Origin of the sequence: Luteolibacter sp. SL250 (assembly GCF_026625605.1) — a bacterium.
Classification (GTDB): domain Bacteria; phylum Verrucomicrobiota; class Verrucomicrobiia; order Verrucomicrobiales; family Akkermansiaceae; genus Luteolibacter.
Map to the genome: position 1 here is coordinate 4,442,880 of NZ_CP113054.1, position 14,746 is coordinate 4,457,625.

General features: G+C 65.6%; 3 protein-coding genes. All 3 read left to right on the top strand.

The window, feature by feature from the left end; genetic code table 11:
• Positions 1-18 precede the first annotated feature (18 nt).
• From OVA24_RS19265 to OVA24_RS19275, 3 genes are read left to right on the top strand one after another with little or no spacing between them, the layout of a single operon-like run.
• Positions 19-1,842: an amino acid adenylation domain-containing protein gene (locus tag OVA24_RS19265; RefSeq protein WP_267671764.1), complete on the top strand. Its 1,824-nt coding sequence runs from the start codon at positions 19-21 to the stop codon at positions 1,840-1,842.
• Positions 1,839-10,766, top strand: a complete 8,928-nt coding sequence (locus OVA24_RS19270) for a hybrid non-ribosomal peptide synthetase/type I polyketide synthase (RefSeq protein ID WP_267671765.1) — start codon at positions 1,839-1,841, stop codon at positions 10,764-10,766. Before OVA24_RS19265 ends, OVA24_RS19270 begins: the two co-directional genes overlap by 4 nt.
• A 4-nt stretch (positions 10,767-10,770) precedes the next feature.
• Positions 10,771-14,733: a non-ribosomal peptide synthetase gene (locus tag OVA24_RS19275; RefSeq protein ID WP_267671766.1), complete on the top strand. Its 3,963-nt coding sequence runs from the start codon at positions 10,771-10,773 to the stop codon at positions 14,731-14,733.
• Positions 14,734-14,746: the final 13 nt, after the last annotated feature.

Sequence of the window (14,746 nt, forward strand, 5' to 3'; positions counted from 1 at the left end):
CCGGAACGTGCCGAACCGATGTCCCCCTCCATCGTGAACCTTTCCCCCACCATTTCCGAAGTTTCCTCCGGGTTGACCGGAAGCATCTCGTTTCAAGCACGCCTGCATCCCGGCAAGACCGCTATCCGCTGCGGCGGGGAAAGTGTCACCTACGCCGAGTTGGAAGACCGTTCCTCCCGGCTGGCCGCCGCGCTGGCCGCTGACGGCGCCGGACGCGGGGATTTCATCGGCATCGGTCTGCCACGTTCGATCGATCTGGTGGTGGCCATCCTGGCGGTGCTGAAAGCGGGCGCGGCCTATATTCCTCTCGATCCTTCCTATCCTGCGGAGCGGATCGCGCACATGATCGCGTCCGCGAAGCTGACACGGATCATCAGCCGGGAGGACTCCGCAGGAAGCTTCGGCGGCGTGCGTGTGATCCCTGTGGACGCGGCCGGCGGAAACGCCACGGCCCCCGGGGAGTCCACAGCGGATGATTTCATCTACGCCATCTTCACCTCCGGCTCGACGGGAGTGCCGAAGGCGGCCTCGGTCTTCCATAGGGGTTTCCGGAACCTGGTCGGCTGGTATGTCGATGAACTCGCGCTGGGTCCGGAGGACGTCACACTGGTGATCAGCTCGCCCAGCTTCGACCTGACGCAGAAGAATTTCTTCGCCCCGCTGGTGACCGGCGGAACGATGATCCTCGACCACGGCGACCACTACGATATCCATCGTATTTCCACGCTGGTGCGCGCGAACGGCGTGACGCTGGTGAACTGCACGCCCAGCGCATTCTACCCGTTGGTCGATGCGGCGGCGGGCGGCGGCTTCAGCGACCTTTCCACGCTCCGCTTCGCGGTGTTGGGCGGGGAACCCATCTCCGTGCCCCGGCTGCGCGGCTGGCTGACCCACCCGTCCTGCCGGGCGGAGGTGGTGAACAGCTACGGCCCCACGGAGTGCGCGGACATCTGCGCGTTCCACCGCCTGCACGCGGGAAACCTCGACGCCTACCCGTTCGTCCCCACCGGACGTGACGTGCCTAACACCATCGTGACCATCCGCGATGAGGACCTCCGCGAACTACCGGATGGCGAGACCGGCGAGCTCTGCATCGGCGGCATCGGTGTAGGTGGGGGCTATCTCCATGACCCCGCCCGTACGGCGGAGCGTTTCACCGGCGGCATCTACCGCAGCGGCGACCTCGCCCGGCGGCTGCCGGACGGCGTGATCGAGTTCCGGGGTCGCGCCGACCACCAGGTGAAGGTGAATGGTTTCCGGATCGAGCTGGGGGAAATCGAAATCGCCCTTTCCACCCACCCCGGCGTGCGGGAGGCAGTGGTCGTTTTCGACGGCGAACGCCTCATCGCCCATGTGCAGGGAGACGCGGACGCCCGCATCCTGCGGGAGCACCTGGCCGCGAAGCTGCCGGCCTACATGGTGCCCGCCGAATTCATTTCCATCGACGAGTTCCCGCTGACTCCGAACGGAAAGGTGGACCGCAAGGCGCTCACACAGCCCGCACCGGAGAAACCGGCACCCGCACAGGAAGCGGGCGGCACGCTGGAGCAGCGGATACTCGCCATCTGGTCGGAGCTGCTGGGGCGCACCCTGGTGGATCCGACGGCGAACTTCTTCGACCTGGGCGGGACTTCCATCCATCTTGCGGTGGTGCATGTCCGCCTCCGCGAGCTGACCGGCCGTGATCTCAACATCACGGAGCTGTTCGCCCACCCCAGCGCCCGCGCGCTGGCGTCCCATCTTTCCCCGGCCTCCGCCGGAACCGATCTTTCCTCCACCCAGAACCGCGCCCGGCTCCAACAGGCCGGTTTTTCAAGATTCCGCCGTCCCACCCAGCCATGAACGATCCCCAGCAAGAGCCTGAAGCCATCGCAATCATCGGCATGTCCGGACGGTTCCCCGATGCGGGGAACCCGGAGGAGTTCTGGAGCAATCTCATTTCAGGGCGGGACTGCGTGACCCGCTTCGGCGACCGCACGGATGCGGAAGGCAGACGCCATGTCGGCGCGCGCAGCATCCTCGACCGGCCTGACCTGTTCGACGCCGCCTTCTTCGGCATCTACCCGAAGGAAGCGGAGCTGATGGACCCGCAGCACCGCATCTTCCTGGAGTGCGCGTGGGAAGCGCTGGAAGACGGAGGCTGCGACCCTGCGGCCTACTCCGGAATGATCGGCGTCTATGCCGGCCTGAGCCTGAACACCTACCTGCTCCACAACATCGGCGACGCGGCGCACCTGGCGGAGAACTACCAAGTCGGCGAGTACCAGAAGATGCTCGGCAACGACAAGGACTTCCTGCCCGTGCGGGTGTCCTACAAGCTGAACCTGCGTGGCCCCAGCATGGCCATCCAGACCGCCTGCTCCACCTCGCTGGTGGCCATCTGCCAGGCGGCGACCGCACTGCTCACCTACCAGACCGACCTCGCTCTTGCGGGCGGTGTTTCCGTCAGCTTTCCGCAGGAACGCCACTATCTTTTCACGGAGGAAGGCATGGTCTCGCCCGACGGAACCTGCCGCGCCTTTGACGCGCAGGCGGCGGGCACCGTCTTCGGCCACGGCTGTGGCGTGGTGCTGCTGAAGCGCCTCAGCGAAGCCGTTGCGGATGGGGACCCCATCCTCGCAGTCATCAAGGGCTGGGCGGTCAACAACGACGGCTCCGACAAGATCGGCTTCGCCGCTCCGGGAGTGAACGCACAGGCGGAGGTCATCTCGATGGCACAAGCCGCCGCGGGAGTGAATCCGTGGGATATCTCCTATGTCGAGGCCCACGGCACCGGCACCCCTCTGGGTGACCCCATCGAAGTCGCGGCGCTCACGAAAGCCTTCCGTGATGGAGGTGCCTCGGCCAACCAGTTCTGCGCGATCGGCACTGGAAAGACCCACATCGGCCACCTCGACGTGGCAGCCGGAGTGACGGGCCTGATCAAGACCATCCTCCAGTTCCGCCATGGAAAGATCCCGGCGCTGCTGCATTTCCAGTCGCCGAGTCCCCACATCGACTTCGCGGGCAGCCCGTTCTCCCCGGTCTCTGAGGAACGGGAATGGACCAGAGGAAACGCCCCGCGCATCGCAGGGGTCAGCGCGTTCGGCGTGGGAGGGACGAATGCCCACGTGGTCGTGCAGGAACCACCGGCAGCCGCAGCGACGACGGAGTCCACGCGTCCTGTCCTGCTGACGCTTTCCGCGAAAACCGAAGCCTCGCTCGATCTCGCGGCGAAACAGTTGGCGGATCATCTCGATGCCCACCGCCCATCGCTTTCCGACACCGGCTTCACCCTTGCCACCGCACGCCGTGCTTTTCCCGTGCGCCGTTCCGTCGCCGCGGAAAACCTGGAAGACGCGGTTGTGAAACTCCGCTCCTCCAGCGGTGCGACCACGGTTTCCGGAGAAGGAAAGAAGATCGCCTTCCTCTTCCCCGGGCAGGGTTCCCAATACGGCGGCATGACCCGGGGAGCCTATGACTCAGAGCCGGTCTTCCGCGCCGCGATGGACGAGTGCGCTACCCTCCTTTCCGGCCTCATAAACGAGGACATCCGCACCATCCTTTATCCGGCCTCAGGGCAGGAGGAATCCGCGCTCGCCCGGCTGGACCAGACGGCCATCACCCAGCCGTGCATCTTCGCGGTGGAATACTCTCTCGCCCGGCTGTTCATGTCCTGGGGCATCCAGCCGTCGCTGTTCATCGGCCACAGCATCGGTGAGTATGTCGCGGCGGTGCTGGCGGGCACCTTCACCCTCGGCGGTGCGCTGCAGCTCCTTTCGCGGCGCGCCGCGCTGATGCAGGATCTGCCGGGCGGCTCCATGTTGGCCATCCGTGCCGGTGCGGAGGAGATCACCCTGCCGGAGGGCATCGACCTCGCGGCGGTGAACAGCCCGAAGCTCTGCACCGTCTCCGGAGAAAGCGGGGCGATCCTCGCTTTCCAGCAATCACTCGAAGCTTCCGAAATCGCCTCCCGTGTGCTGAAAACATCCCATGCCTTCCATTCCGTGGCGATGGAGCCGATCACCGGCATTTTCCGCGATGAGGCATCCCGCGTTCCTGCCAGCGCTCCGGCCATCCCGTGGATCTCCACCTGCACCGGTGGCTTCATCGATGGTGCCGTGGTTGGCGATCCATCCTACTGGTCGCGCCAGCTCCGCCAGCCGGTACTTTTCTCCGATGCGCTCGCCACCGCTTTCGCATCGGGTGAATACGTCTTCCTTGAAATCGGCCCGGGCCAGGCACTCGCCCAGTTCGCCCGCCAGCATCCGCAGCGTGGGAGCAGCGCCGTCATTGCCAGCCTCCCGTCCTCCACGGAAGACGCCGGTGATCTCCATGCCGCTCTCGGCGCGCTCTGGAGCCACGGTGTCACGCCGGACTGGACCACCTACTACGGGAACGAAAAGCGCGCGCGCATCCATCTTCCCACCTATGCCTTCGACCGGAAGAGCTTCTGGATCGACAACTCGGCGCGTGCCGCCGCTGTGAATCCCGCATCTGTTCCGCAACCCCTTTCCCCACCTCTCCCCGCCCCCACGCCCATGACCCTTCCCGATCCCAGCGAGAAACTGCGCGCTCTGATCCTCGAGCTTTCCGGCGTGCCGGTGGAGGACGACTCGGCGACGTTCACCGAACTCGGCTTCGATTCGCTGTTCCTCACCCAGGCCAGCCAGGCGATCCACTCCGCATTCGGGGTGAAGATCACCTTCCGCCAGATGCTGGGCGAACTTTCGTCCGTGGCGGCGATCTCCAAGCACATCCAGGAAGTGGCGCCGCAGCCGGTGCAAGCGGCGGCCCCTGCGCCCGTTGCAGCGGCAGCTCCAACCCTCTCCGCCCCCACCGGCGGCGGCACCGCGCTGGAGAACGCGCTCAACCAGCAGATCGCCCTCATCCAGAATCTGATCGCCCAACAACGCGCGCCACAACCGGCGGCCACCCAGGCGGGCAACCTCACTCCGGTGAAATGGCCGGAGCGCTTCCCACGGTCCGGCGCGGCGGCCAACTCACGCTTCGGCCCCTACAAGCCGATCGAGAAAGGCGAGAACGGCGGCCTCACCCAGCAGCAGCAGAAGGGCCTGCTGGAACTGGTTTCCCGCTACGTCCGGAAGACCCCGGGATCGAAGGTCTATGCCGCGGAGCACCGCGCCCACTATGCGGACCCGCGCGCGGTGGCGGGCTTCAAGTCACTGTGGAAGGAAATGGTCTATCCCATCGTCTCCGCACGCTCGAAGGGCGGCAGGATCTGGGACATCGACGGCAACGAATACGTCGATATCACCATGGGCTTCGGCACCTATTTCTTCGGCCATTCCCCGGATTGGCTGATCCCGGCGATCGAGGAACAACTGAAGACCGGCATCGAGATCGGGCCACAGTCGCCCATCGCCGGCAAGCTGGCGGCGGCCATCGCGGAGCTGACGAACATGGACCGCGTGACGTTCTGCAACACCGGCTCCGAAGCGGTGATGGCGGCCATGCGGCTCGCCCGCACGATCACCGGACGCCAGCGGATCGCCTACTTCACCGGCGACTACCACGGCATGTTCGAGGAAGTGCTGGTCCGTGGCGCGTGGGTGGACGGCGTTTACAAGGCGCAGCCCATCGCCCCCGGCATCCCGCAGTCACTGGTGGAGAACATGCTGGTGCTGGACTACGCGGACCCTGCCTCGCTGGAGATCCTGAAAGCGTATGCCCATGAGCTGGCGGCGGTGATGGTGGAGCCGGTGCAGAGCCGCGCCCCGGGCCTGCAGCCGCGGGAGTTCATGCACCAGGTGCGTGCCATCACGAAGGAAGCGGGCACGGCCCTGATCTTCGATGAAGTGGTCACCGGCTTCCGCTGCCACCCCGGCGGTGCGCAGGCGTACTTCGGCGTGGAGGCGGACCTTTCCACCTACGGCAAGGTCATCGGCGGCGGCATGCCCATCGGCGTGCTCGCCGGAAAGCGGGAATACATGGACGCGCTGGACGGCGGCGCGTGGAACTACGGTGACGACAGTTTCCCGGAGGTGGGCGTCACCTTCTTCGCCGGAACCTTCGTGCGCCACCCGCTGGCCCTCGCCGCCGCATGGCGCGTGATGGAACACCTGAAGGGCGAAGGCCCGCGCCTGCAGATCGAGGTGGAGGAGCGGGTCGCCCGCTTCTGCCGCACGCTCAACGACCACTTCGCCGCCATCGGCGTGCCGATCCGCATCCCACACTTCAGCGCGCACGCGGTGATCGAACACGCGCCGGACCTGAAGTATGCCAGCCTGCTCTGGTACTTCCTGCGGGAAAAGGGCGTGCACATCTGGGAGGGACGGCCGCTCTATTTCACCAGCGCCCACACGGACGCGGACCTCGACCACATGGTCACCGCATTCGTAGAAGCGGTCCACGAAATGCAGGCCGCCGGCTTCCTGCCCGCCTCCACCTCCACGGACGCGCAACCACCCGCCGGTTTCCCGCGCTCCGATTCCGCGCCGACGACCGAGGCCCAGCGCGAGATCTTCCACGCGGTGCAGATGGGCGACGAGGCTAACTGCTCCTTCAACGAGTCCAACGTCATCCGCCTGTCCGGCGAGCTGGACGTGTCCGCCATGAAGGCCGCACTGGCGGACATCGTGGTGCGCCACGCCGCGCTGCGCAGCACCATCTCCGCGGACGGAGCCACCCAGTTCTTCCATCCGTCGGCGAAGACGGTGGAGATCACCGAACACAACTTCGCCGGACCCGGCGGCGCCGAATCACGGTCCGCAACGCTGCCGCTCAGCCTGCTGAAGGAAGCGGAAAGCTCCACCCCGTTCGACCTGGCCAACGGCCCGTTGGTCAGGTTCCAACTGGTCCATCTTTCCTCCGTCCGCCACGAGCTGATCTTCACCGCACACCACATCATCTGCGACGGCTGGTCCTTCGGCATGATCATCGCGGAGCTGGGTGCGGCTTACAACGCGCGGAAGGCAGGCCGTCTGCCGATGCTGGCACCGGCCATGTCCTTCGCCAACTACGCGCGGATGGAAGTCTCCCAGCATCTCTCCAGTGAAAGGGAGACCGCCGAGGCGTTCTGGATCGACAAGTTTTCCGAACCCGCGCCAGTGTTGGAACTCCCCACGGACCACCCGCGCCCGCTGATGAAGAGCTACCGCGGGTCGATGGAATCCATCACTCTCTGCGCGGACCGCTACGCGCGTCTGAAGAAGGCCGCGCCGAAACTGGGAGGCACGCTTTTCTCAACGCTGCTGGCCTCCTTCGCCACGCTGCTGCACCGCCTTACGACGCAGGAGGACATCGTGATCGGCGTGCCTGCCGCCGGCCAGACGCGCATCGGCCGTGACGAACTGGTCGGCCACTGCCTCAACTTCCTGCCACTCCGCCTGAAGCCCTCCACCGCCACGCCGTTCGACCGCTTCGCTGAGGAGGTGAAGGAACAGGTGCTGGAGGCCTACGACCACCAGAACTACACCTTCGGCAGCCTGCTGCGGAAGATCCGGATCACCCGCGATGCGAGCCGCGTGCCGCTGGTCTCCGTCATCTTCAACATCGACAAGACGGGCATCGACCACGTGAAGTTCGATAGTCTGGAGGTCGATGTTTCCACCAATCCGAAGCAGTTCGTGAACTTCGACCTGTTTTTCAATCTGGTCCAGACGGACGACAGGCTGGTGGTGGAGTGCGAATACAACACGGACCTCCACGACCGCACCACCATCCTCGGCTGGCTGGCCGCCTATGAGCAACTGATCGAGTCCGCCATCAGCGACCACTCCGCGACGCTGGGCGATCTCGAGATCGTCGGCGGCGATGAACGCCGCAAGCTGCTGGAGGACTGGAACGCCACCGACGCCCCCCTTCCCGCCCAGCCGTCCATCAACCGGATGATCGAGGAACAGGTGGATCGCACGCCGGACGCCATCGCCCTCCGTGCGTATGGCCGGACCTTCACCTACGGCCAACTGGACGGCCATGCCAACGCACTTGCCAAAACGCTGCGCGAGAACGGAGCCGCACGCGAGACACTCGTCGGTGTCTGCGCGGACCGCTCGCCGGAGATGCTCGTCGCCATCCTCGCGGTGCTGAAATCCGGTGCCGCCTACGTGCCCATCGATCCGAAATATCCGGCGGAGCGCATCGCCTACATCCTCCAGGATTCAAAGGCACCGCTGCTCCTGACGCAGCGCGCTCTTTCCGGCTCCCTGCCACAGACGGAGGGGACCCGCAGCCTGTTCATCGACGACTGCCTCACGCAGTCCGCATGGCGGGAACCGTCAGGAACGCAACCGGCGGACCTCGCCTACGTGATCTACACCTCCGGCTCCACCGGCCAGCCGAAGGGCGTGGCGATCGAGCACCGCAACGCGACGACGTTCATCGACTGGGCGAAGACGGTCCACACCGCGGAGGAACTTTCCGGCGTGCTGTTCTCCACCTCCATCTGCTTCGACCTCTCGGTCTTCGAGATGTTCGTGACGCTTTCTTCCGGAGGCGCGGTGATCCTGGCAGCCAACGCGCTGGACCTGAAAAACCATCCGCACCTGGCGGACATCACGCTCATCAACACCGTGCCGTCCGCCATCAGCGAGCTGGTGGACGCGAAGCTGGTGCCACCGTCCGTCAAGGTGGTCAACCTGGCGGGCGAGGCGCTGCCCACCGCACTGGTGGACCGCATCTACGGGGAGACCTCCGTGGCGAAGGTCCATGACCTCTACGGCCCGTCCGAGGACACTACCTACTCCACCTACACGCTGCGCAAGGCGGGTGAAACCGCGAGCATCGGCCGCCCGATCTCCAACACCCGCGCCTACGTGCTGGACCCGAACGGCAAGCTGCTGCCTCCCGGCGTGCCCGGGGAGCTGCACCTCGGCGGCGCTGGACTGGCCCGCGGCTACCTGCACCGCCCGGAGCTGACCGACGCCAAGTTCATCCGCAATCCATTTTCCACGGATCCGTCCGCCCGCCTCTACAAGACGGGGGATCTGGTGCGCCACTTCGACAACGGCGAGCTGCAGTTCCTCGGCCGCCTGGACCATCAGGTGAAGCTGCGCGGCTACCGCATCGAACTGGGGGAAATCGAGTCGCTGCTGGCATCCCATCCCTCCGTCGAGCAGGCGGTGGCGACGGTGCATGAAGGAAAGATCGCCGCCTATCTCAGGACATCCGGCAACGCGTCCGGAGAGGGCACGACCATCTGGGAAAACCAGTGGGATCTGCTCTACACCTCCGCACTGGAACAGAGCGGCGGCGCGCAGCTCGACCGCCTGGACTCCGTCATCGCGGGCTGGGCGGGTGTCGAGAACCTGGATGCCCAGGTCACGGAATGGATCGACACCACCATCGACCGCATCCGCGGCTACGAGGGACGCCGTATTTTCGAGATCGGTTGCGGCACCGGTCAGATCCTGTCCCGCCTGGCTCCGGATGCGGAGGCCTACTGGGCGGCGGACATTTCCCAGGTCGCCATCGAGGCGCTGCGGAAGAACCACCCGCAGCCACAGGTAACCCTGTTCCACCGCCCGGCGGATGATTTCAGTGACATCCCGGACGGATATTTCGACACGGTCATCATCAACTCCGTGGCGCAGTATTTCCCTTCCGCGGAATACCTCACGGATGTCCTTGAAAAAGCCGCACTCACCCTGCGTCCGGGTGGCAGGATCTTCCTCGGTGACATCCAGAGCAACGCCCTGCTCCCGGTCCACCATGCGGAGGCCCTGGCCGCCCGCGCACCGGCCGGGACCACCAGCGAACAGCTCCGGGAAAAGGTGACCCAGCGTCTGGCCGGGGAGACCGAGCTTTCGCTGGATCCGGATTGGTTCACCCATCTCCGCGGCCAGCTTCCTGACCTCGCCCACACGGAGATCCTGCTGCGCCGCGGCAAGGTCACCAACGAGACGAACGTCTACCACTACGACGTGGTGCTGCACGTCGGCCAGGCACCGTCCCTTCTCCCAGCCCCTGCCGCGACGCCGTGGAAGAACCTGAATCTGGAGCAACTGGAGGCCCTGCTGATGGACTCCCGCGAGCCGCTCCACCTCACCGGCATCCCGGACGCGCGCCTCGCCTCCGCCCTCGCCTTCCACCAGGCGCTGGAACAGGGACCGGCGGACGCCCCGCTGCCGCAGGCATCTCCTGTGCCGCCCTCCGCGGTGAGCGCGGAGGATCTTTCCTCCGTGGCGGAAAACCTGGGCTTCCGCGCCCATGTCCGCTGGCAGAGCGATGGCACGGCGGGCCTGCTGGAAGCCATCCTCATCCCGAAGGCGGACACCTCGCTGCCCGCATGGCCGGAACGCGCGCCGGAGAGATCCGCCGAAGCGTCAGCAAACCAACCCGCCTCCGCCGGGAACAAGGCGAATGCCGAGCTGTCATCCATCCTCCGCGGCTATCTGGGCGAGCGTCTCCCGGAGTACATGGTCCCGTCCTCCTTCACCGTACTGGAAAGCCTGCCGCTGACGCCGAACGGAAAGATCGACCGCAAGGCCCTGCCCACGCCATCCCACGCTGATGACGCGTCCTCCGCCCGCGAGGTCCTGCCACCGCGCACCGACACCGAACGCCAGCTTGTCGAGATCTGGAAGCAGGTGCTCGGCAAGACGGATGTCGGCATCGGGGACGACATCTTCGACCTCGGCGGCGACTCGATCCTGATCTTCCAGATCACGACCCGGGCCACCCGTGCGGGCATCTCCATCACCCCCGCCCAGGTGTTCCGCCAGCGCACCATCGCCGGATTATCTTCCGTGGAATCCCCCGTGGAAGGCGACATCCCGCTTCCCATCCAGCGGGTCAACCGTGATGCTTACCGACGGAAAAACTGACCGCATGACAGAACCGTCCACCACCGAGGAGATCCTGGCGTTCCCCGCCTCCGTCGCGCAGCAGTCGTTCTGGTATCTGGAGCTGCTGGACAAGAATGTCAGCGCCTTCAACGTCCCTCTGCGCTACCGCATCGACGGTCCGCTGGATGCCACATTGCTGGAAAAGGCGCTGCTCAACATCGCGGACCGGCATGAGATCCTGCGGACCCACTTCGAGGAGGAGGAAGGCGAGCTGCTGCAGGTGGTGGAGGGCGTCTCCTCCTTCCATCTGACCCGCGAGGACATCAGCGGGCTTCCGGAAAACGAGCGGGAGGCGAAGGCGGATCGTCTCGGTGACATCGAGGGCAACCGCCACTTCAACCTGGGAAAAGGACCGCTGTTCCGTGCTGAACTCATCCGGCTGGCAGAGCAACGCCACCATCTCCACGTCACCTTCCATCACGCGATCTTCGACGGCCTCTCCATCGGCAACTTCGTCAACGAGCTGCGCCACGGCTATGAGGCGCTGGTGTCCGGAACGACGGATGATCTCCCGCCCCTGCCCATCCAATACGGCGATTTCAGCGTCTGGCAGAAGGAGGCCCTGCCATCGGCAGCCATCGCCAGGCAGCTCGACTGGTGGAAGGAAAAACTCGCGGGGATGACGGAGCCGGAGCTGCCCACCGACCGGCCGCGGCCATCCCGCAAGTCATGGAAAGGCTCCATCATCAAGGCCCCGGTTCCCGCAGGCCTGACGGAAAAACTCCAGGCCATCGCCAACCGCCGGAGCGCGACCCTTTTCCATCTCCAGTTGGCCGCATTCAAGGTGCTGCTGCACCGCTACACCGGAGCCACGGACATCCCCGTCGGCACGCCTGTCAGCGGGCGCACGCGCGGGGAACTGGAACCGCTGATCGGCGTCTTCATCAACTCGCTGATCCTGCGGAGCGATCTCTCCGGTGATCCGACCTTCGACGAACTGCTCGGCCGCGTGCGTGACACCGCCGTCCAGGCGATCGAGCACCAAGACCTGCCCTTCGAAAACATCGTCCGGGCGCTCAAGCCGGAACGGGATCCCGGCCGCAATCCGCTCTTCCAGATCAATTTCAGCCAGGACCGCTTCTCACCGAAGCCGGTGCGCTCCGGGCCGGTGACGATCTCCCACATCTCATCCGCGTCCCCCGGCTGCATCTTCGACCTCCATCTGTTCATGGCGGAACGGGATGGAGCATGGCAGGCCGGGTGCGATTTCAGCACCGACCTGTTCGACCGCTCCACGATAGAGCGGCTGCTGCAACACTACCTCCACCTTCTCGAACAGATCTCCCGCAATCCGGATGAACGGATCAGCCGCCTGGAGCTGCTGACGGAGGCGGAGTCCTCACGTATCCTGGGGGACTGGAGCGCCGCACCCTCCGTCTACCCACGGGATGAAACCGTCGCCGGACTGTTCCATGGCATCGCCGGGCAACACCCGGCCAAGGTGGCCCTCATCCACGGCGACAAGTCGACGACCTACGGTGAACTCGACCGGCGGGCTCTGGCCGTCGCCTCGAAGCTCCGCGCATCCGGTCTGGCAGCGGGGGATCTGGTTGCCGTATCATCGCCACCCACCGCTGACATGATCGCTGCGCTGCTGGGCATCCTGATGGCAGGTGGGGCCTACGTCCCACTCAATCCCGCCGACCCCGCGGAGCGGAGCAAGCTCCTGCTCGAGGAATGCGGCGCGAGGTTCCTGCTCTCTGATACAAACGACGGCCTTCTTTCCAGCGGCACGTGGCTTCCGCTGGCGGAGGCTGTCTCTTCCAACGCGGATGCCGGGATGGAGCCAGGCGGGCGGGCGGGCGATGCGGCTTACCTGATGTTCACGTCCGGCTCCACCGGAACGCCGAAAGGGGTGCTGGTGCCCCACCGTGCCATCGTCCGGCTGGTGAAGGACGCCAATTTCCTGCCCATCGGAGAAGAGGACGTCTTCCTCCATGCCGCACCCGCATCGTTCGATGCCTCCACCCTGGAAATCTGGGGGCCGCTGCTGAATGGAGCCAGCCTCGTTCTGCCGGGTGGAGGAACCAGCCTGGACCAGATCGCGTCCTGTGTCCGCAACCAGGGTGTGACCATCCTCTGGCTCACCTCCGGTCTCTTCAACCTGATGGTCGAGGAACACGCGGAGGCATTGTCCGGCCTGAAGTATCTCCTCGCGGGCGGTGACGTCCTTTCGATGCCACATGTGCGGAAAGCGATGGCCGCCCTGCCGCTGACCACGCTGGTCAACGGCTACGGACCGACGGAGAATACCACCTTCACCACCTGCCATACCATCACCCGGGGGGACCTCAACCGCGCGTCGATCCCCATCGGCAGGCCGGTCTCGAACACCACCGTTTTCGTCCTGGATGCATCCGGCAACCCCGTGCCTCCCGGCATCCCCGGCGAGCTCCACACGGGTGGCGACGGACTGGCCATCGGCTACCACAGGGATGCCGCACTGACTGCGGAAAAGTTCATCACGCATCCACGCTTCGGACGCTTGTACCGGACCGGCGACCGCTGCCGCTGGACGGTGGGTGGTGTCCTGGAGTTCATCGGCCGCACCGATCATCAGGTCAAGGTGCGCGGTTTCCGCATCGAGCCGGGTGAGATCGAGGCCGTTCTCGGTTCGCATCCGGAAGTCCGGCTGGCGAAAGTCGCCGTGCGCGGGGATGACTCCGGATCGAAACGCATCCTCGCCTGGGTCCAGCCCGCACCGGGCGCCAGCCCCACACCCGCCGTCCTCCGGACCTACCTCGCCGGTGTGCTGCCCGCTTTCATGTGCCCGGACGCCATCGGCCTCATCGATCGTTTCCCGATCACAGCGAACGGCAAGATCGACAGCCGCACGCTCCCGGATCCACAGGCGGAGAAGCAGCCGGCCAGGGAACATGCCCCTCCCACCGGCGGTACGGAACAACGGCTCGCCCGCATCTGGAGCGACCTGCTCGGCATCCCGGACATCAGCCGCAATGATGAGTTCTTCGCGCTGGGCGGCCATTCGCTGATGGCGTTGCGGATGTTTTCCCGCTTGAACCGGGAGTTCGACCGCAGCCTGCCGCTGTCCGCCCTCATCAGCCATCCCACGGTGGGCGAGCTGGCCGTTCTGCTGGAACCTGACCGCCCCGCCCCAGTCCCGGAGATGCCCGGCACCGGATTGTTGGTTCCGCTTTCTCAGGAGGGCTCCCAGCCTCCGCTGGTCTGCATCCACGGAGGTGACGGCGGCGTGTTGTTCTACCGGGAGCTGGCGGCGCTGCTCCCTGCCGACATCCCGGTGTATGCCATCGAGTCGATGGAGCTGAGCAACAGCGGCCCCATCACTCCCATGAGCATCGGGGAGACGGCCACCGCCTATGTGCGGACCTTGCTCGCCGCCCACCCGCAGGGGCCGTTCCGGCTCGCGGGATATTCCTTCGGGGGCGTGGTGGCGCACGAAATGGCCTGCCTGCTGCAGGACATGGGGCACACGGTGGAGTTCCTCGGCCTGCTGGACACGCACAACCCCGCCGCCCCGCATGTGGAGAACAACATCCCCAGGCGCATCGCCACGTTCTGGAAGAACAACAGCGACACCCCGCTCGCACCACGGGTGGTGAAGCTGGCGGCACGCTTCGCGGATGGGGTGAGCACCAATCGTAGGGTCAGGAAGGAAGAAGAGGCGGCCAGCACCGCACCTGCCGAAGCCCATGGCGACCTCCGCCGGGTGCAGGTACGCCAGGAGAACTGGAGGGCGATGCAGGCCTACCAGCCACGGCCCTTCGCCGGAAAGATCAGTCTCTTCAAGGCGAAGGAGCAGGGCGACAACATCGAGTGGCCGGAGGACTACGGCTGGCGGGAACACGCGCTCGGCGGCTTTGAGATCGTTCCGGTTGCCGGGAAGCATCTGACGTTGTTCGACCCGGAGAATGTCCGCCATCTGGCGGAAAAACTCACTCCGCGGATCACCGGCAAAGGAGGATGACCATCCACATCCA

What these genes read in the sequence shown, in the direction of transcription:
- OVA24_RS19265 (WP_267671764.1), top strand. Translation starts at nt 19, where the DNA reads ATGTCCCCCTCCATCGTGAACCTTTCCCCCACCATTTCCGAAGTTTCC.
- OVA24_RS19270 (WP_267671765.1), top strand. Translation starts at nt 1,839, where the DNA reads ATGAACGATCCCCAGCAAGAGCCTGAAGCCATCGCAATCATCGGCATG.
- OVA24_RS19275 (WP_267671766.1), top strand. Translation starts at nt 10,771, where the DNA reads ATGACAGAACCGTCCACCACCGAGGAGATCCTGGCGTTCCCCGCCTCC.